We start from the raw sequence: 20,650 nt of genomic DNA, 5'->3' as shown, positions 1-20,650 counted from the left end.
TGAGCATTCACGACTATGCTTTTAATCCAGCAATCGTTAGGTTACTGGAAAATTAGAATAAGGATCTACCTTAAAAGCTATACTAATAATGAGAAAACTAATCATCTATCATACATCAATGATCAAATTGAGGAGGGTTTCATGAAACTTAACAAAGAACTATTTAAGGATCAATTTCTTGAAAAATTAATGACTATGCATGTAAAAAGTTTAGAAGAAACATCAAATGCTGAGCGTTATCGAACTTTAAGTAGTTTAGTCCGTGATTATATAAGTAAAAAGTGGATTGCCAGTGATCAGCACTACCAACAAGAAGGGTCAAAGCAAGTCTACTATTTATCTATTGAATTTTTAATTGGTCGTATGTTAGGCATGAATTTGCTCAATTTAGGAATCTATGATCTATGCAAAGAGGCCCTCGCAGAACTTGGCATCAGCCTCGATGTTTTGGAAAAAGCAGAAGAAGATCCCGGTCTTGGCAATGGTGGTCTTGGACGTCTGGCCGCTTGTTATCTTGATTCTATGGCTGCTGAAAGTTTACCCGGGCACGGCTGCTCTCTACGCTATCGTTATGGTTTTTTTGAGCAAAAAATTGTCAATGGCTATCAAGTTGAAGTTCCAGATAATTGGTTAGACCAAGGTTTTCCTTGGGAGTTTAAAAGATCGGATCAAACCGTATCCGTGAATTTTGGTGGTAATATACGAGTTGTATCAAATGACAAATTGCGCTATCTTCATGAAAACTATGATACGGTATTTGCTGTACCCTATGATGTGCCAATTTTGGGCTATAAAAATGACACGATCAATACCTTACGGATATGGAGCGCTGAGGCTTCTGAGGAAAATTTTATTTGCTCAACCGCCGACATGTTAGATTGCGTAACAAGTATGGAATATACAAAAACAGTGGAATCATTATCAAGTGTATTATATCCTGATGACAGTGCTTATGAAGGTAAAGTATTAAGGTTAAAGCAGCATTATTTTCTTGTATCAGCAAGCCTGCAAAGTATTATTAAGAACTATAAACAAAGAGCTCTTCCCTTAGACCATCTTGCTGATTATATTGCCATCCATATCAATGATACCCATCCTGCTCTAGCAATTCCCGAAATGATGCGTATATTAATCGATGTAGAAGAAATGGGCTGGGATGAAGCTTGGAAGATAACTGTGAATATTTTTTCATACACCAATCACACAGTACTGCCTGAAGCACTAGAAAAATGGCCAATTGATATGATACAGAATCTCCTACCAAGGTTATATCTCATCATCAATGAAATGAATGAACGGTTTTGTCATGAATTGTGGAATCGCTATCCAGGAGACTGGGACAAAATTAGATCAATGGCAATTATTTCTGATCATACTATCCATATGGCGAATTTAGCAATTGTCGGTAGCCACAGCGTAAATGGTGTAGCGCAAATCCATACCGAGATTTTAAAAACACGGGTCATGAATCAATTTCATCAATTTTATCCTACTAGATTTAATAACAAAACCAATGGAGTTGCTCATCGTCGCTGGCTCTTAAAAATTAATCCAAGACTCAGTAGCTTACTGAATGAGAGCATCGGATCTAGTTGGATTAGCCACCCCTGTGATCTGTTGAAGATATTAAAATATGCTGATGATCATGTATTTCAAGAAAAATTAGCACGGATTAAAAGATATAACAAATCTAGGCTTGCTGAGCATATCAGAGATGTCCAAGGTATCAGAATTGATGTTGATTCCATCTTTGATTCACATATCAAACGAATTCACGGTTATAAGCGTCAAACTATGAATGTTTTCCACATTATGCATCTTTACAATCTACTGCGAGAAAATCCAGATTTAGATATTATTCCTCGTACTTTCATTTTTGGTGGCAAAGCTGCCCCTGGATACCACCTAGCCAAACAAACCATAAAGCTAATCAATACTCTCGCTACAGTCATCAATAAGGATAAGTCAATCCGAGATAAAATCAAGGTTGTCTTTATCGAAAACTATAATGTCACAATGGCTGAACTGATCATCCCTGCAACGAATGTAAGCGAGCAGATCCCTACAGCGAGTCAGGAAGCATGCGGTACAGGTAATATGAAGTTCATGATGAATGGAGCGATTACCATTGGTACCCTAGATGGGGCCAATATCGAAATTCGTAATGTCGTAGGAGATAATAATATTGTTTTCTTCGGTTTGACCGCCAATGAAGTACTTGAATTACATGAGCATGGCGGATATAATCCATGGGATGTTTACAATAAGGATGAACGAATTAAAACTGTACTTGACCAACTCATTAATGGTTTTTTCCCCGTAGGTACCGATGAGTTTAAATCTCTTTTTGAATCGTTCCTTTACCACAATGATCAATTCTTTGTATTAAAAGATTTTGCCTCTTATGCAGATGCACAACTTAGATTGGATCAACAATACCGGAATCGTAATCAATGGCTGAGCATGTGTGTTCATAATATTGCTCATTCTGGTAAGTTCTCTGGAGATCGAACTTTTACCGAATATGCTATGGATGTTTGGAATATGAACCCAACTATTTCTCCCCAATGCTATTGCTCAAATGATGATAAATTTACCAGTCGACTCCATGGATGTGCCTTTACTTCAAAGCTCCAACAAACAATCTCTTCAAATAACATACACGTCCCTCATTAACATAACAAAACCAGCAAATCAATTTTAAGATGATTTGCTGGTTTTGTTATGAATCCAAGTAAAAGAGTTTAATTTCATAAGCTTTGAAAGGTATTTCAATACTGTAACTAATCATATTATTCTTTTTGCAATGTAGCATCAATCATTAGATTTTTTCTCAAATCTGACTATTAAATATAAAGAATACACTTCTATATCTACTATATCATAGTATACATTGATCAGATAAAGGAGGAATACTAATGCCTAATAATAATTATTATCCACCAAAAAACAATTATGGCTGTCCACCTTCATGTACGTTTGATATGGATGAGTGCCCTAATCATCCTGACTTATATCTCCTCAGAGATGCTGCTGCAGATGAGAGAGGAGCAATTGCAGATTATTTAACCTGCGCAGCAGAGACTTGTTTAGATGAAGTTTTCTTGAATGTAGTTAAAGATGAAATGCAGCATTATGTAGAAACCATGAGACTTATCTCTCTATTCGATCCTGTGCAGGCGGAAATGCTTGAGGAAGAAGATCTCGATTTCCTCACAATGAAAAGACAAGTGAGTCGACCTAAATGGGTTTGTCCCCAAAATATTCAGCAAGAGCAAGACGTACAGGTAATCCCCCCTAATAAAAAAGACTTACCGGCCATACGTTGCCTTACTAAAGCAATACAAGACGAGCTTCATGCGATAAATAAGTATCAGCACTATATGAATCAAGCTAAAGATCATCGCGTAAAAGAACATTTTTGCACACTCATGAACGATGAAAAGGAACATGTCGCAGAATTTACTGCTGCATTATTTGAATTAACCGATGAACCTCTAGCAGAAGAAATGGATTAATCATTGCGGTAAAAAATAAAAATCGATACTGAGTTCCATTGAAGGAATTCAATATCGATAAGCCTTTAAAGTACTTTTATAAACTTTTATACTAATAAGACCATATTATCACGATGAATCACTTCATCATAGGGTTTTGAGCCTAAGATTTTGACAAGTTCATTGGTATGAGCACCCATAATTTTTCGCGCTTCTTCCCCACTATAGTTGGCAATTCCCCGAGCAATTTCTCGCCCTTCAATCGTCATAACACTAATGGTATTACCGTGCTCAAAATGCCCTTCTACTGCTGTAATTCCAGCAGATAATACACTTGATCCACCTGATAATACAGCTTTTTCACAGCCTTTATCAACTGTAATCACACCTTGCGTTCGAGCACCAAAAGCCAGCCAACGTTTACGGACTTGCAAACGATTTTCTTTGGATAAAAAAATAGTCCCTACATTAGTCCCGGCCAGTACATCCCGCAATACACCATCTCGTAGTCCAGAGGCAATCACCATGGATACGCCTGAATTGACTGCAATTTTTCCAGCCTGCATTTTTGTATACATACCACCTGTGCCGCGCAGAGTTCCTGCCCCACCAGCTAAGGCTTCTATTTCCGGTGTAATGTCGCTAATTTCCTCAATTAAGGTTGCCTCTGGATTTGACTGAGGATTATCAGTATATACACCTTCAATATCAGATAGGATAATCAATACATCTGCATCGACAATGCTCGCTACCATGGCTGATAATGTATCATTATCACCAATTTTTAATTCATCAATAGCCACTGCATCATTTTCATTAATAATAGGGATAACACCCATTTTTAGCAATGTTAATAAAGTATTACGGCAATTGGTATAGCGAGTACGTTTTACTGAATCCTCTCGAGTTAAGAGAACCTGAGCTACAACCTGTCCATGTTCGCTAAAGAACTTTTCATAAGTATGCATCAGTCTTCCTTGACCCACGGCAGCAGCTGCTTGTTTTTCTGGAATGGTTTTTGGTCTTTCTTTTAGTCCTAAAAAATCCATACCAGCACCAACAGCACCGGAGGTCACTAAGATCATTTCTTTTCCCTGATTAGCTAAATCAGCAAGTTCACGCACCAATTTTTCTATGCGCCACAAATTCAATTTGCCGGTACTGTGCGTTAGTGTACTAGTTCCTACTTTGACAACCACGCGTTTTGCTTGGGCCAAGTTCTCTCGAGTAAACATGTTTCTCCACCACCAGTTATAAGATGAGAGGCTGTTTAAAACAGCCTCTTTCTATTAAGAAGGTAACTCTATTTTATGTTTTTTCTCTGGATCCCGATTGCGTTTGTATAAGAGACCATTACGGCCAATGACCTGAACGAGCTGTGCATCGACAGCATTTGCTAAATCCGCAAGTACAGCTTTAGGTTCTTCAACACAATTTTGTAACACTTTAACTTTAATCAATTCGCGAGCGACTAATGCTTCTTGAGCACTATCAAGTAATGGCTCTGATACTCCTGTTTTCCCAATCTGTACAATCGGATTCATGGTACTTCCTAAAGAACGTAAATAACTTTTTTGTTTCCCTGTTAATGTAATTTCTTCCACTCGTTTATTTCCCCTCTATAATCTAAATTCAAATTCCATTTCACCGATACGTACTGTATCGCCTTCTTTGATACCATTTTCTTTCAATGCATCTTCCATGCCCCGTTTACGGAATACTTGTTGAAAACGGCGTAGACCTTCTTCATTATCAAAATTGGTCATGGCAACCAATTTTTCAATACCCTTGCCACGAACTAAGTAAGCACCATCCATGTCACGACCAATTGTAAATTCAACTTCTGGCTTAGCTTCATAAACGATTGTATCATCTGTTTCTTCAGGTGGTTCTACATATTCAAGCAATAATTGAGATGAGACTTGCATAAGTTCTGGTAAACCTTCACCAGTAGCTGCTGATACTGGATACACTTTATGACCTAGTTTTTCCATATATTCAACTACGCGTGGTAAATTTTCCTGAGACTCAATTAGATCCATTTTGTTGGCAACAATAATTTGTGGACGAGTTGATAGCCGTTCATTATATAGCTTCAGTTCATTATTAATTTTATTATAATCATCAATTGGATCGCGACCTTCTAAACCTGAGACATCAAGAACATGAAGGATAATTTTTGTACGTTCAATATGCCGTAAGAAATCATGTCCAAGTCCTACCCCTTCATGAGCTCCTTCAATGAGGCCTGGAATATCGGCAATGACGAAGCTATGGCCTTCATCAAGACTGACTACACCAAGAACAGGTGTTAATGTTGTGAAATGATAGGCAGCAACTTCTGGCTTTGCTGCTGATACGCAAGAAATAATACTAGACTTTCCAACACTGGGATAACCAACGAGTCCAATGTCTGCTAATAGCTTTAATTCTAAACGTACGATACGTTCAGCGCCTGGTGCACCATTTTCAGAAAAAGTTGGTGCCCTGTTCACACTGTTTACGAAACGAGCATTACCACGACCACCACGACCACCTTTAACTAACACTGCTTGCTGACCGACCTTCGTGAGATCAGCGATCACCGCTCCGGTTTCATCATCTTTTACTAATGTTCCAGCTGGTACTTTAATATAAGTAGACTCAGCGTTATGACCATGCATATTTTTTGTTTGTCCGCCTACACCATTTTGCGCTACAAATTTGCGTTTATAACGAAAATCGATTAATGTATTCGTGTTGGCATCAACGATTAATATTACATCGCCTCCACGTCCGCCATCTCCACCACTTGGGCCACCTCTAGGAACAAATTTTTCTCGGCGCCAACTGGACATACCATTACCGCCATTACCGGATACAACGTGTATTCTTGCTCTGTCAATAAACATCTGTAAAACCCCTTTAGGTTATCAACCTATAAAAATATTAATTATTATCTGTAATATATACCATTATCTATTTTTTTACACAAACAACTCTAGGTATTGAAAGAAAATACCTCCAATTTTTGTCCGCTTCAAAACAGTTACTGTCATACCCAGTCATATCATTAGGCTTTTTTTATATTTCTGCCCTGCTCTTCATATCTGGCAAGAGTATCCGAAATCAATCGTGAGTCCTTCGCTAATTCTTCAATATATATAAGAGCCTTTTCAGTGCGTCCTAGCTGGAGCAATGCATGAATAACCTGTAAATGGTTAATGAAATCATGCCGTTGTATTTTCAGCAAATTAACACTTTCCGAGTCTATTTCATGATTTTCCATCTTTTAATCACTTCTCCCTTATCGACCCACACATATAAGTTTGACTATTATTATACAATAAAACCACTTGCTTTTGTATGTTTTTATTAGAGGTTACCCCTCTTTGTATTGATAAGTAACTACTTTGAATCGGATAAAAATAATACCTGCGGCTGACTTAGCCGCAGGCGTCTATCTTAGATAGCTTCTTCAATTGCATATACGCTGACTTGACGATCTCTGCGGCCTTTGCGTTCAAAAGCGACACGTCCATCAATTTTCGCATATAGGGTATCATCACTACCAATGCCAACGTTTTGACCAGTATGGAAATGAGTACCTCTCTGACGAACCAAAATGCTACCAGCAGTTACCACTTGGCCTGCGTGACGCTTAACGCCAAGGCGTTTCGATTCACTATCACGACCATTACGAGTACTACCTACCCCTTTTTTGTGGGCAAATAATTGTAAATTAAAATTAAACATCCGTACTTCACCTCCTGCGTTCTAAAATACGAACACTTTGGGGATTTATCTTCCCAATTTCTGTTAAACCAATTAACATGGTTTCCAGAATTGCATTCGTTAATGCATCCGGGTTATCTAACAAGTTCATCTTAAGATTACCACTGGCAATCTTAAGGTGAACTTTCTTTTTCAACTGTCGATCTAGCCCCAGTACTGCAGTTTGTGTTAAAGCCGATATACCTGCACATACAATATCTTGCCCATGAGGCGCGGTATTGGCATGTCCATTCACACTAAACCCAACTATATCCTGGTCTAAATTCCGAACAATCTCTATTTTTATCATGCTTATGCTTCGATCTTTTCAATAAGAACTTTAGTATAAGGCTGACGATGACCTTGACGTCTACGGTAATTTGATTTTGCTTTATATTTGAAAATAAAAATCTTTTTACCTTTGCCATGGGAAACAACTTTACCAGTTACTGTTGCACCAATAACTAAAGGTTTACCAACTACGACATCACCATCGGTTACCACAGTCAATACACGATCAAATTGAACTGCTTCTTCTTCAAGAGCTTCAAGTTTTTCAACGAAGATGAATTCACCTTCAGAAACGCGGTATTGTTTGCCACCTGTTTCGATAATTGCATACATTATTACATTACACCTCCCTCATATTGTACTCGCCGAATACGGTATCGCCAGGGGCGAATTTTTGTGACCTCTCCGTGCGGTTTGGGACGTAAGCATGACACCTACATTATGTGATGATATCATATGAATATTTTTTTGTCAATCATTTTTACTATTATCTATTCATTTTCATGCAAAACAGAAAATACTTCTGGATGCATAGCAGGGACACTTTCCAGGCGCAAAGAACAAGCAAGTTCTTGTTCCATGCGAGTGAGTTCTCCTTGATTCTTCATCATTTCAGCAACTAAGGGGTGGACCTGAATCACCATTTTTCCTTGTCGCCTAGGTTCCCCCATGATTTTACGCATCATACGCCATATATTGATCACTACCGTTTCAGAAGACTGCACTCGACCACGCCCCGCGCAGCAAGGGCACTCACTATAAAGCATACCTTCTAGATTTTGTCGTGCCTTTTTACGCGTGATCTCAACCAATCCTAGCTCCGTAAAACCCAATACATTTGTTTTTGTTCGATCTCGCTTAAAATTTGCCTCTAAGGCTTCAATCACAGCTTGTTTATGTTCTTCATCATCCATATCAATAAAATCAACAATAATAATGCCGCCAATATCTCGCAATCGTAGTTGATGTGCAATTTCAGTTGCAGCTTCTAAGTTAGTGCGAAATACGGTATCAGCGAGTTTCGTTGAGCCGACAAATTTTCCAGTATTCACATCGATGACTGTTAACGCCTCTGTTTTATCAATGACAATATATCCACCGCACTTTAACCAGACACAGCGCTGCCCGACTTTCTCGAGTTCAGCTTCAAGTCCATAATGAGAAAAAATGTCTTCTTTCCCTTCATAGAGTCTGATCTTATTCATCAGTTCCGGGGATGTATATTGAAGTAAATCACGAACTCGTCCATATGCTTCCCGATTATCAAGAACAAATTCTCCTACATCTTCGGATAAATAATCACGAACAATACGAATGATCAGATCCACATCCCGATATAACAAAATAGGAGCAGCAGCTCTTTTAGCCCGCGCACTTAATGCACTCCATAAATTATAAAGATATTCAATATCTTTATGCAAATCATCTTCACTCTTACCTTCAGCCATGGTTCGCACAATGATCCCCATACCTGCTGGACGAACTTTTTCAACCAACTGCTTAAGCCTTGTCCGTTCTTCTTCACTGGCAATACGCCGGGATATGGCAATGTAATCGACTGTAGGCATGAACACAACATACCGTCCAGGCAGGGTCAAATTGGTAGTCGCCCTTGGTCCTTTTGTGCCAAGGGCATCCTTTACAATTTGAATCATAATTTCTTTACCAACAGTTAAAGTCTGATCAACATTCTTAGGCGTGGCATTGGCCTGTAATTCATCACCAACATATAAAAAAGCATTTTTTTCTTTACCGATATCAATAAATGCCGCTTGCATCCCTGGCAATACATTTTTAGTTTTACCTTTATAAATATTACCGACATGATGCCCACTTTTCGTTCTCTCTACTGATATTTCAATGAGTTCTTTTCCTTCGAAAATGCCCATTCGAGTTTCTTCCGGTGTACTATTGACCACAATTGTTTTAGCCATCAGACCTCCTCCTTTCTTCATTATTTTAGAAAATTTATCTGATTCTTACCCGTATATCTCAATTGGTGTTAAACAACTCTTATCCGTTGCAACATATAATCCAGTGCGATCAATCAACGCACTATCTTTCTTGACCGCCAAATCGAACATGGATGCCAAAGCTGCTAATACTTCACCTGGCTTAATGCTGCCCGTTGGTGTAATTTTTATATGAATGACTAATTTTATATCTTTGCCTTCATGGAAAATTTGAATTGGTTTATCCATATATTGTTTAATTTCAATTTCTTTTCTACCTTTTGGCGTATGACGCATATATAAAACCTCTTGTGTTTCATTGAAACGTCGAACACTTTCTTGAGCTGCCGTATAATCCTCTGTCCCACTCAAAGGGACAATCACATCATAAGTAGCTAGATTCACAATAGCCATTAAAGCTGGAATGCTAGCAGGCATATATTTTGCACTTTTCACCCTGATACCAGGTGGCAATTTGGCTGCAAGCCTTTTCACACCTTCGACTAAATCAACTTCTTCCTTAAAGTCAAGGTCCATATATTCAGCCTGACTTGTGACCCCCACTGCCAATGCAGAAGCAAAAGCAATCTTCATATGAGGATTAAAGCCCTCAGAATAAGCTGCTGGTAACTTAGCACGTATAATGGCTCGCTCCATCGCACTTGCATAATCAAGATGAGAAATATAACGAATTTCTTCACCTTTAGTAATTTCTAAACGTAACTTTGCCATTATGCCTTCTTCCCCCAATCGATGACCTCAACATCTAATTCTTGACATACACCACAAGCACTGCACTGATCTCGTCGGCAATCAACTGTCAATTCTTCTTTGATTCCAGTTTGATATTCTCGATACAAAAATTCCTTTGTTGCCCCTGATGATAAGTGATCCCATGGCATGACTTCATCAAAAGAACGTTCCCGTGTCGCATAGAAATGAGGATCAAGCTCCGCAGTTTTAAAAGCTTCTATCCATGTATTATATTTAAAATGCTCAGACCAACCATCAAATCGGGCACCATTTTGCCAAGCTGTCAGTAGTACCTGTCCAAGTCTTCTATCACCACGAGCAAAAGCTCCTTCTAAGAAACTAGTACGCGCATCATGCCAATTAAAAGTAATATTTCGATCCTTAAGTTGTGCTTTTAACAACCTTTGTTTACGCTCAAATTCAGCATCTTGATCTTGGGCAAACCACTGAAAAGGGGTGTGGGGTTTAGGAACAAAACATGCGACGCTGATTGTGACTTTGGCACCTCTACGCCCTTTTACTTCTTTGTATATATCAAGTACTCGATAAGCTAACTTAGCAATACCCAGTACGTCCTCATCCGTTTCTGTGGGCAAGCCCATCATAAAATATAACTTAACTGATGACCAACCAGCCTGAAAAGCAGCCCTTACAGAATCCTCTAGGTTCTTTTCAGTCACTCCTTTATTGATCACATCACGTAATCTTTGTGTACCAGCTTCCGGAGCAAATGTCAGTCCACTTTTACGTACCTGTTGTAATTTTTGTGCCAGTTCAATGGAAAAACTATCAATACGTAGAGATGGCAACGATATACTCACTTCTTGGCCTCTTAACTCATCAATCAAAGTTTGAACAACCTCAGGTAAACAAGAATAATCAGCTGAACTGAGGGAAGTCAAGGATATTTCCCGATAACCAGTACTATCCACCAACTCTTTGGCAATTTTCAATAATGTCTCAGGAGTTCTCTCCCGTACAGGGCGATAAAGAACCCCTGCCTGACAAAAACGGCATCCTCGCGTACAGCCGCGGAATAATTCTAACATAATGCGATCATGGACAATATCCAAATAAGGTAGAACGGGTCTAGTTGCAAATTCTACTTTATTTAAATCTTGAACTACTCTTTTGGTCACAACAGGACTTGCTTCACCACAGTTTGGTACGATTTGTGCCACTGTACCATCAGTATGATATGTCACATCATAGAGAGATGGTATATACATCCCTTGAATACTTGCTAGTTTTTTAAGCAAACCCACTCTACCATCGATCTTGCCTGATTTCTTCCAAGCAGCAACAACTTCAACCATATCTTCAACAATTTCTTCGCCTTCACCTAAAATAAAACAGTCAAAAAAATCTGCAGCTGGTTCAGCGTTAAAAGTACACGGTCCACCACCGACAATCAATGGCTGATTTTCATCACGATCGGCTGTCAACAAAGGAATACCAGCCAAGTCTAACATATTGAGGACATTGCTATAGCTCATCTCATATTGCAAGGAAAAACCAACAATATCAAATTCGATGACTGGTTTTAAACTTTCGAGAGTGTATAAGGGAATCTGATGAGCCCGCATTTCAGCTTCCATATCCACCCAAGGTGCATAGACTCGCTCAGCCGCAGTATCCATGCGGTTATTAAGAATTTGATAAAGAATTTTGAGTCCTAAGTTTGACATACCTACTTCATATACATCTGGCAGCGCCAAAGCAACTGTCACTGCAACTGTACTATGATCTTTTTTTACACTATTGAGTTCGTTACCTGTATACCGTGCAGGTTTAATAACCCTGTTTAAAATGGCAGGATCTAGAGTAATCATAAATAAAAATAACCTCCAAATTTTCGCTTTAAAATACTATATATTTTGTATATATATGTTGCCCAAAAATACCATAAACTTAGTCAGATATCCTACCTTAGGTTCTACACAATAATCAAAAATCCTGCAAGCCTTTTATTATATAATAAAAGACTTGCAGGGTAGAAAGCGATCAAATTTATACTTACATAAGAAAAGACTTGGCTTGTGCTAAGTCCTCAGATGCCGGCAGAAGCCTTAGTCGTTCTTACTTGTAATCAGAAAGTGTTATACTTTCTGATTACGTAAAAAACACTCGATTCATCTGAAGACAAAATACCATTCCAATCTAATGCAAGACTTCTACTTATAGAAATAGCATTCTTAAAGCAACTTCCTTATTGGATAAAATCTTCTACCTTAGTATATAGCCCTTTATTAGGAAGTTCTTCCCATATTTTTGTTTCCGAGAGGGTTCCGCATAGCTTACATTCAGCATCAACAACTAATAGTATATAATATTGATCAGGCTTAAAGAGTCCGATCACATCCTTAAGCAGGACACGGTTCATCACTGTAAAATAAGTAGTCGTCATAATCCCTTTGGCTATCAGTTGAGCTTTTTTTTGTCCAAGGATGCGTAAAGTCCGAAAGCTAGCTATTTTTCTTTCACTCTTGGCTGTTATATATAAAAATATAGCCGCCATTAAAAAAGTCACATTTACCGTACTCTGCGTCATATATTGATAGACTAAAACACCAAGAAAAATAAGACTCAAACAATTACTAATACTTGCGACAAAAAATGTTGCTTTTCCATAATCCATATACAAGGCAAGCCAAGCCCTTAAAATACGTCCGCCATCCAAGGGTAATCCTGGCAACAAATTAAATAGAGCCAACATCGTATTGGTCTTAACATAAAATTCCCATATATCTGCCCATGTATCAGTATAGATCATACCTAGATAAGCAAGAACCGCCAAAACCAAACTTGCTGCTGGCCCGGCGGCGGCAATCATCATTTCAGTTTTTGAACTCACTGCTCCAAGTCCTTCAATGCGTGCCACACCGCCAAAGGGCAACAATTCAACCTCTCGTACCTTACAACCCAAAAATAATGCCACTCCAGCATGAGCTAATTCATGCAAAAGTACTGCGCTAAATACCAACAAGACTTTACTACACATATCAGCCACAGTAAATAAAAGAATGACTGCAATAAACCAGCCATTCAACTTGATTTGTATACCGGCAATTTTACCAACCTGCAAAAAATCACTTCCCCTCGACCGTTGGAAAATCTCCTTTAAGCCTAGTTTCTGGATCAATTGCTTTGCCCTTTTCCCTCAGTTCAAAATAAAGAGTCGGTCCACTCACCATCCCACTTTTGCCGACTCTACCAATAACCTGACCTTGGCTAATGGTATCACCTTGGTTCACTATGATTTCTCCTAAATGCCCATATAAAGTATCCACATCCTGACCATGTTCAAGAATGATCATTTTTCCATACTGGGCAGTTTCAGTCACTGCCTTTACTTTTCCAGCTGCAGCGGCTCTTATATTTGTTCCCAGTACAGCCTCAATATCAATTCCTTCATGCATCATTTCTTGTTTAGATATCGGATGAACACGCCAACCAAAAGGCGATATGATTTTACCAGCTACAGGCTTACTCATATAAAGTAGAGGATCAGCAGGTTTGGATACAACCATTTGCACTTTTTTAAGCACTGACCGATCGATGGAAGGAGGAACATGACTCACGACTTGCTCAACTACCTCATTTAAATCAACTTGAGCAGACAATGTATAATGAATGGCTTCATCAATTGTTGTTCCTAATGTTGTTTCAGATATATGAGCACAGTATACGCCAATAAAAATGACAGCTGCGACTACTATTTTTTTTAACCAACTATAGTCATGACGAAATTCGGTATCCTGCCAAGAGTATTCCTCCCGTCGCTGTTCTCCCCATCTATTACTTTTCCAATTATTTCCGATTTTTGCCATTCACTTGCCCTCCCATGCCGTACATACTACTAAGTAATATATATGATTCCATAGAAGAAATATTCACCTCACAAGCGTAAGAAAAGAGATGCCTCTTTGCATCTCTTTTTTTAAAACATTATTTTTTGCCTGCGCATATAGATATTTAGCAATATACCAATACTAACCATATTTGTTGTTAGGGCACTTACACCATAGCTCATAAACGGTAATGGAATGCCTGTTACTGGCATAATTCCAGCAGTCATTCCCACATTTACTAACAAATGAAAGGCTAACATCGAAGTAATTCCTGTGGCAAGGAGTGTTCCAAAATTATCTCGCGCCGATCCAGCGATTTTAATTCCCCGATACAACAAAATAAAATATAACAATAAAATCAATACTGAACCAATAAAACCAAGCTCTTCACCAATAACGGCAAAAATAAAATCCGTATGGTTTTCTGGTAGAAAATTCAGCTGACTCTGAGTTCCACTAAATAAGCCTTTACCAAATAACATTCCTGAACCAATGGCAATTTTAGATTGAATAATATGATAACCAGAACCTAGAGGGTCAACATTAGGATCAATAAATACAGTCAATCGTTTTTTTTGATAATCCTTCAAAAAATGCCAAAAAATTGGCAAAAAAGCTAGTCCAGATCCAAAAATGATCATCAAATGTTTAGTTCGAATGCCTGCAACAAAAATCATACCAAACAAAATAGCTAAAAATACCAACGAAGTTCCAAGATCAGGTTGCTTCATGACTAAGAGAAAAGGAATACCAACATACAAAAAAATTGGAATTAAATCTCTAAAAGAATAAAGTTGCCCTTTTTTCTTATCAAGCATATCGGCTAATGCAATAATCATAATCAGCTTAGAAAATTCAGATGGCTGCAAACTGATGGGCCCAATCTGTATCCACCTCTGAGCCCCCAAGGCCGATTGCCCAATAAACATAACAGCCAGTAGCATCAGTAGATTAACACCATATAAGGTGGTAGCAGCTTTCCCTAAGCTTCTATAATCAAAATTTAACATCACAAATATAATTACAATATTAATAAGAGCAAAAATCCCTTGGCGTTCAACATACCAATATCGCTCATCACTTGGCGTATTAACATGGGTAGCACTACCAATCATTATTAAACTTATCACAATTAGTAAGCTCACCGTCGCAATGGCTACAAAATCTAAATTCCGCAATAACCGTCGGCTTAACATACTTACACTTACCTTCCCCATACCAAAAATCTAATGGGGCTGTCTTAAACAGCCCTTTATCTATTATAATAGCATTTCTTTTTCCCGTCCAGTATAAAAAGGCATAGTAATAATTACTATGCCCTCAGTCATTTCTATTCTCTTGGTATATTGCCTCTCTTCATGTGATTAACAGGAATATTAGCGATCAATGCGACAGACGTCTCGGTTTGCGCAAAATGGACTTCCATGGTTTTTTCATTAATATCCATGTAGTTGGAAATGACTTTAATCATGTCATCTTTCAGCCCTTCCATGAACTGTGGTGAAGTATTGACACGATCATGGACCAATACCAAGCGTAGACGTTCTTTAGCCACATCTTTTGAACATGCGGAATCCTTGCCAAACATTCTTTGAATTAACTCAAACACGGTCATCCCCTCCTTAGAAATTAAATACTTTTTTCAATCGATCGAAAAAGCCATCATTATTCTCAATTTTCATGAGGGGAATATTTTCCCCAAGTAAACGTCCTACAATATTTTTATATGCAGTACTCGCAACGGATATAGGATTTGCTACTGCAGGTTCACCCCGATTAGTTGAAACAATAATATATTCATCTTCAGGTATGATACCTAACAAATCAATTGCCAATATCTCAATAATGTCATCAATATCCATCATATCGCCTTTTTTCACCATATTAGGTCGAATGCGATTAATCACTAACTTAGGATTGTGTTTCCCTTCGGATTCTAATAGACCAATAATACGATCAGCATCGCGAACTGCTGATACTTCAGGTGTTGTCACAATAACTGCCTGGTCAGCACCAGCAATCGCATTTTTAAACCCCTGCTCAATACCAGCTGGACAATCAATAATGACAAGATCAAAATCTTGAGCTAGTTCTTTACATAACACTTTCATTTGTTCTGGATTGACTGCATTTTTATCTCGAGTTTGGGCGGCCGGTAACAAATATAACGATTCATAACGTTTATCACGAATTAAAGCCTGTTTTAACCGACAATTCCCTTCCACCACATCAACTAAATCATAAACAATGCGATTTTCGAGTCCCATCACTACATCCAAATTACGCAATCCAATGTCAGCATCAACTAATACTACTTTTTTACCAAGTAGAGCAAAACCTGTACCTAAATTAGCAGTGGTTGTCGTTTTGCCAACTCCACCTTTACCCGATGTTATTACAATGACGTCTCCCATGTGCACCCTCCTATATATCAACAGTTTCAATAATTACATGACCATCTTGAATTCGTGCTACTTCTGTATATTCAGGTTGATCCAAATGATCAGGTGCTCTAGCGATCAAACTTGCAATTCGAATTTGTGAAGCTAACAATCGATTAGCAGTGATGGTAGCTTCAGTATTTCCATACGCTCCAGCATGTACCACACCGCGACACGTCCCTCGAATAATAATATCTCCGCCTGCGATCACTTCCGCCCCTGGGTTAACATCGCCAATGATTACGACAGATCCATTATATATAACTTCCTGACCGCTACGTATCGTTTTAGCAACCGTCAATATTTGTAATTCTTCACTTTCTACATTGCTGTTTTCAACAATTTCATCTTGCCTAGGGGTCTCACGAAAAATTAAACCATACATCGCCAGTAGCTTAGTTAACTCTTCCTGCTGGTCTGTAGTCAACACACGTACCTTCGTTGCCACTTCAACGATTGTACCTTCTGTAAAAAAAACAACGGCTGACTCTAGCTTTGATTTTAAATGATCTAAGATCACTGCAAAGTCTACTGAGTCATCTAGTACTAACTGCAATCCATTTCTGCTACCCTTAAACATTACATATTGTCGCATGTCCATCTCCCAAATTTTACCATACATTGCATAGTATCTGCAACTTAAATTTTCGCTCTTTTTCTTGTTTTTCCTGCAAAAAAATAAGATATTTTAATTAAAATTAAAATATCTTACAAAAGACTCCCCTTGTACCACATCCTTAGACGCAAACAAAAGCTTCACTCTCACTTACTTTTAATCAAGAATACTTCGTCATCAAATAGATTTTTATAATGCAGTATTAGGTTTATATTTTTTAGTTGCTTCAACAGGCGCTTGGTTAATATTAAACGCGGCTTCTAATATTTTCTTTGCAATAGGTGCCGCCGAACCTGCGCCAAATCCGCCTTGTTCAACGATAACGACCACTACGATACGAGGATCTTCATAAGGTCCATAAGCAATAAACCATCCATGATCACTACCATGAGAATTCTCAGCTGTACCTGTTTTACCAGCAATTGATACAGGAAAATCACGAAAGGTTTCAGCACCAGTTCCGCCTTCCAAAGCCACATCTCTTAAGGATTCACGCACTAATGTCAATGTACTTGGAGATATTGAAATTTGACCGACCTCTTCTGGCGCAAAAGTTTTAACGACCTCACCATTCGCCCCAGCAATCTTACTGACTAGATAAGGACGATAGCGATGACCGCCATTTGCAATTTCACTCAACATAACTGCAATCTGCAGAGGTGTTGCTAATTGAAAACCTTGGCCAATTGCAGCATCAAAGGTTTCCGACAAATACCAATCTTCACCATAATTTTTTTCTTTATAACGTTTATTAGCAACTAATCCATCTGATTCTCCAGGCAAGTTAATACCAGTCACCGCTCCGAGGCCAAACATACGAGCATATTTCTCTAAATTATCAATACCTAAGCGATTACCCATTTCATAAAAATACACATTATCAGATTTTGACAAGGCTTGTTTGAAATTAATCCAACCTAACGCTTCACCTTCAGCATTTCCTTTATCAATAATCCAATGTTTACCTGTATCTAATATTTTTTCTTCGGCAGTCACTTTGCCAAGTTCTAAAGCCGCTGTACCTGTTACAATTTTAAATGTTGAACCAGGCGGATATTCCCCGGAAATAGCCTTGTTATCCATAGGGTGATTTGGATTATCATTAATCGCTTTCCAATCTTTATTAGAGATTCCACCAGCGAATAAATTTGGATTAAAAGTTGGACGACTGACCATAGCAAGAATTTCACCAGTTTTAGGATTCATAGCAATCGCTGCTGCTGCTTTTGCATTGCGAAATTCAGTTTTAGTTTGCAAATATTGCAATTGTTCATCAATGGCGACTTCAGCTGCTTTTTGCAGACGATAATCAATGGTCAATACAAGATTTTTTCCAGGTAATGTATCCTTTTTGCCAAGAACATTGACAGGGCGTCCAGTGACATCGACCTCAACTTGATCACCACCATCAACTCCACGTAGTTCTCGATCATAAACTTCTTCCAAACCAAATTTACCAACAATATCTCCAGTTTTGTACCCATCAGCTTTTGATTTTTCTAATTGGGCATCATTAATTTCACTTACATAACCAAATAAATGAGCACCTAATTCATTATTAACATAACTACGAATCGGTTGGATTTCAATCACAACACCAGGTAATTCTGAACGACGTTCTTCAATTTTGGTTACAATATCAGGTCCAATATTAGCTTTGATACGCACGGGTTCAAACTTTCCGCTGTTTTGCTTAAGCTTACTCTTTACTTCTTCAACATTTATTTTTAAAATATCAGCTAATTTAACAATAACCTCGTCTGGAATTTCCCCGCTAACAGGCAATAATGATACTGTAAATCCAGGTAAATTCGAAACCAATGCAATGCCATTGCGATCAAAAAAAATACCTCTAGGTGCCATGGTTGGAACAAGTCTAATCCGGTTGCCATCCGCCTTCTGACCATAATACTTACCTTGTACAACCTGCAAATATCCCAATCGACTAATTAAGGATACAAAAACTAATAGGATAACGATTGACAGCACTTCAAGTCTGTTATTCAATCTTTTAGCCAGCATGACAACAACCTCCCTTCTCCAAACATTTCACAAACTCCACTCATCTCATTCTACTGTAAATTTTTTCAATCGATAAATAAGATGATGCACCGGAATAGCAATCATCAAATTATAAAGGCTTATCGGCAATACATTATTCATTATAGAAGGTATGATATCAATTTTATACCCAAATATCGATAATATTGCAAAAACAGAAAAACAATTAAAGATCGTTGCCACTGCCGTTGTAGCAACTGGCAGTAGCACATGTTCTTTAAAGACTTTACGCTCAGCTAAACCAAAAAAATAGCCAATCGCCAATTTTGATAAGGTATTTGTACCAAAAGCACTCCCAGATGCTAAATCTTGCAGAAGACCTGCAAAAAAACCCATCCCTACACCTTTTTCTTTACCAGACAATAAGGCATACGATACAACAACAACAAGTAACATATCAGGATAGATACCTTGAATCGCGATGAGCGGCAACACAGTTGACTGTATAATAATCGTTACAATAATCACACTCAGCCAAATCATCGTCTTCATCGTGCGGCTCCTTGGGGTGGTGTCGTTACTTTTCCAGGAACAGTATTTGCCCCTGGTGCCGCTGATGGCAAAACAGGTATAGGTTCACGAGAATGTACAATGATAAAAACCTCTTCAAGTCGATCAAAGTCTACTGATGGTTTAATCGAAGCATATTTTAATAAGCCGCCTTCTTCATTCACAATATCAGTGACTTCACCAATTAATAACCCTTTAGGATAAATACCACCAAATCCAGATGTAATGAGCTTGTCACTTTTGATAATATCTGCATCACGAGCGATATTCACCATCCGTGGCGACAGCGGTGATGCACTGCTACCTTCGACAATAGCAACAACTCTTGATTCAGGCCGCTGTACTAAAGTTCCTACTGCACTGCGCGGATCAAGAATGAGCTGAACTTTAGCTACATTATTATATACATTCACAACACTGCCAACAAGCCCTTGTGGTGTAACAACTGGCATATCTTTGGTAATGCCATCAGCCGTACCACGATTAATAATAATGGTATGGTTCCAAGTTCCTAAATCACGCGCTACAACAGCAGCAGTGACCAAATCAAATTGGTTGGCCACCTTTTTATAATCAAGCATTGATCGCAACCTAACATTTTCCGCCATAATTTCAGTTACATTAAGATTATTTTGGCGAATTTCTTCATTTTCTGCCTTTAATGCTTGATTGTCACGATATGCAGTCATCAATTCGCCTGTAGACAGACCAATTTTGCGAAAATGAAAACCTACATTAGAAAAGACAGATTGAATGGGTGCCAAAACGGTGGTAATAACTTCTTCCATGAAGGTAATTTTATATTTACCTTGGGCTTGTGAACCGGCCAGCAAAAAGACGGTTAATACAGCCACCAATAAGATGACCGCCTTTTTGTGAAATAATCCCACTTTTTCAAGCTCCTCTCTAGCAATCTAATCAATTA

Annotated in this window: 21 protein-coding genes; 2 read left to right on the top strand and 19 right to left on the bottom strand. The window is 38.3% G+C overall.

Annotation, left to right across the window (positions count from 1 at the left end):
• Nucleotides 1-141: 141 nt before the first annotated feature.
• Together ACAN52_RS05065 and ACAN52_RS05060 are read left to right on the top strand one after the other, a co-directional pair.
• Complete coding sequence (locus ACAN52_RS05065) at nt 142-2,676, top strand: glycogen/starch/alpha-glucan phosphorylase (RefSeq protein ID WP_378953172.1); 2,535 nt, start codon at nt 142-144, stop codon at nt 2,674-2,676.
• Nucleotides 2,677-2,918: 242 nt separating this feature from the next.
• The gene (locus ACAN52_RS05060; protein ID WP_378953171.1) at nt 2,919-3,518 is read left to right on the top strand and encodes a hypothetical protein; all 600 of its coding nucleotides are present in this window, start codon (nt 2,919-2,921) and stop codon (nt 3,516-3,518) included.
• Between the two features lie 86 nt (nt 3,519-3,604).
• On the opposite strand, the gene proB is transcribed toward ACAN52_RS05060, so the two are convergent.
• From proB to mreC, 19 genes are all read right to left on the bottom strand, one after another.
• Complete coding sequence (gene proB, locus ACAN52_RS05055) at nt 3,605-4,732, bottom strand: glutamate 5-kinase (RefSeq protein ID WP_378953169.1); 1,128 nt, start codon at nt 4,730-4,732, stop codon at nt 3,605-3,607.
• Between the two features lie 54 nt (nt 4,733-4,786).
• Nucleotides 4,787-5,101 carry a ribosome assembly RNA-binding protein YhbY gene (gene yhbY / locus ACAN52_RS05050; RefSeq protein WP_378953167.1) on the bottom strand — a complete coding sequence of 105 codons (315 nt, stop codon included), beginning with the start codon at nt 5,099-5,101 and terminating at the stop codon, nt 4,787-4,789.
• Between the two features lie 15 nt (nt 5,102-5,116).
• Nucleotides 5,117-6,388, bottom strand: coding sequence for a GTPase ObgE (gene obgE / locus ACAN52_RS05045; RefSeq protein WP_378953165.1), 1,272 nt, complete (start codon nt 6,386-6,388; stop codon nt 5,117-5,119).
• 161 nt (nt 6,389-6,549) lie between these two features.
• The gene (locus ACAN52_RS05040; protein ID WP_378953163.1) at nt 6,550-6,765 is read right to left on the bottom strand and encodes a Spo0B domain-containing protein; all 216 of its coding nucleotides are present in this window, start codon (nt 6,763-6,765) and stop codon (nt 6,550-6,552) included.
• 176 nt (nt 6,766-6,941) lie between these two features.
• Nucleotides 6,942-7,232: a 50S ribosomal protein L27 gene (rpmA, locus tag ACAN52_RS05035; protein WP_378953161.1), complete on the bottom strand. Its 291-nt coding sequence runs from the start codon at nt 7,230-7,232 to the stop codon at nt 6,942-6,944.
• A gap of 7 nt (nt 7,233-7,239) precedes the next feature.
• A complete protein-coding gene (locus tag ACAN52_RS05030; RefSeq protein ID WP_378953159.1) occupies nt 7,240-7,560 on the bottom strand; it encodes a ribosomal-processing cysteine protease Prp in 321 nt (106 codons plus the stop codon).
• A gap of 2 nt (nt 7,561-7,562) precedes the next feature.
• Entirely contained in the window at nt 7,563-7,874 is a 312-nt protein-coding gene (gene rplU / locus ACAN52_RS05025) for a 50S ribosomal protein L21 (protein WP_378953158.1), read from the bottom strand.
• Nucleotides 7,875-8,032: 158 nt separating this feature from the next.
• Nucleotides 8,033-9,475 carry a ribonuclease E/G gene (locus tag ACAN52_RS05020; protein ID WP_378953156.1) on the bottom strand — a complete coding sequence of 481 codons (1,443 nt, stop codon included), beginning with the start codon at nt 9,473-9,475 and terminating at the stop codon, nt 8,033-8,035.
• A 45-nt stretch (nt 9,476-9,520) separates the two neighbouring features.
• The gene (locus ACAN52_RS05015) at nt 9,521-10,225 is read right to left on the bottom strand and encodes a TIGR03936 family radical SAM-associated protein (RefSeq protein ID WP_378953154.1); all 705 of its coding nucleotides are present in this window, start codon (nt 10,223-10,225) and stop codon (nt 9,521-9,523) included.
• Nucleotides 10,225-12,078, bottom strand: a complete 1,854-nt coding sequence (locus ACAN52_RS05010) for a TIGR03960 family B12-binding radical SAM protein (protein WP_378953152.1) — start codon at nt 12,076-12,078, stop codon at nt 10,225-10,227. Before ACAN52_RS05010 ends, ACAN52_RS05015 begins: the two co-directional genes overlap by 1 nt.
• Before the next feature lie 377 nt (nt 12,079-12,455).
• Nucleotides 12,456-13,331, bottom strand: a complete 876-nt coding sequence (locus ACAN52_RS05005) for a M50 family metallopeptidase (protein ID WP_378953150.1) — start codon at nt 13,329-13,331, stop codon at nt 12,456-12,458.
• A gap of 4 nt (nt 13,332-13,335) precedes the next feature.
• Complete coding sequence (locus tag ACAN52_RS05000; RefSeq protein ID WP_378953148.1) at nt 13,336-14,076, bottom strand: M23 family metallopeptidase; 741 nt, start codon at nt 14,074-14,076, stop codon at nt 13,336-13,338.
• Nucleotides 14,077-14,186: 110 nt separating this feature from the next.
• Nucleotides 14,187-15,293 carry a rod shape-determining protein RodA gene (gene rodA / locus ACAN52_RS04995; protein ID WP_378953146.1) on the bottom strand — a complete coding sequence of 369 codons (1,107 nt, stop codon included), beginning with the start codon at nt 15,291-15,293 and terminating at the stop codon, nt 14,187-14,189.
• Nucleotides 15,294-15,427: 134 nt separating this feature from the next.
• Nucleotides 15,428-15,706, bottom strand: coding sequence for a cell division topological specificity factor MinE (minE, locus tag ACAN52_RS04990; RefSeq protein WP_378953847.1), 279 nt, complete (start codon nt 15,704-15,706; stop codon nt 15,428-15,430).
• A 13-nt stretch (nt 15,707-15,719) separates the two neighbouring features.
• Complete coding sequence (gene minD, locus ACAN52_RS04985; protein WP_378953144.1) at nt 15,720-16,511, bottom strand: septum site-determining protein MinD; 792 nt, start codon at nt 16,509-16,511, stop codon at nt 15,720-15,722.
• A gap of 10 nt (nt 16,512-16,521) precedes the next feature.
• Entirely contained in the window at nt 16,522-17,133 is a 612-nt protein-coding gene (gene minC, locus ACAN52_RS04980) for a septum site-determining protein MinC (RefSeq protein ID WP_378953142.1), read from the bottom strand.
• Between the two features lie 210 nt (nt 17,134-17,343).
• Complete coding sequence (gene mrdA / locus ACAN52_RS04975; RefSeq protein ID WP_378953140.1) at nt 17,344-19,176, bottom strand: penicillin-binding protein 2; 1,833 nt, start codon at nt 19,174-19,176, stop codon at nt 17,344-17,346.
• 45 nt (nt 19,177-19,221) lie between these two features.
• Nucleotides 19,222-19,707: a rod shape-determining protein MreD gene (gene mreD, locus ACAN52_RS04970; RefSeq protein WP_378953138.1), complete on the bottom strand. Its 486-nt coding sequence runs from the start codon at nt 19,705-19,707 to the stop codon at nt 19,222-19,224.
• A complete protein-coding gene (gene mreC, locus ACAN52_RS04965) occupies nt 19,704-20,615 on the bottom strand; it encodes a rod shape-determining protein MreC (RefSeq protein ID WP_378953136.1) in 912 nt (303 codons plus the stop codon). Before mreC ends, mreD begins: the two co-directional genes overlap by 4 nt.
• Between the last annotated feature and the right edge of the window lie 35 nt (nt 20,616-20,650).

Source organism: Pelosinus sp. sgz500959, from assembly GCF_042610375.1.
In the GTDB taxonomy this organism is placed as follows: domain Bacteria; phylum Bacillota; class Negativicutes; order DSM-13327; family DSM-13327; genus CTSoil-075.
The sequence above is the reverse complement of the archived record's forward strand: the minus strand, read 5'-3'. Positions and strand labels throughout refer to the sequence as shown.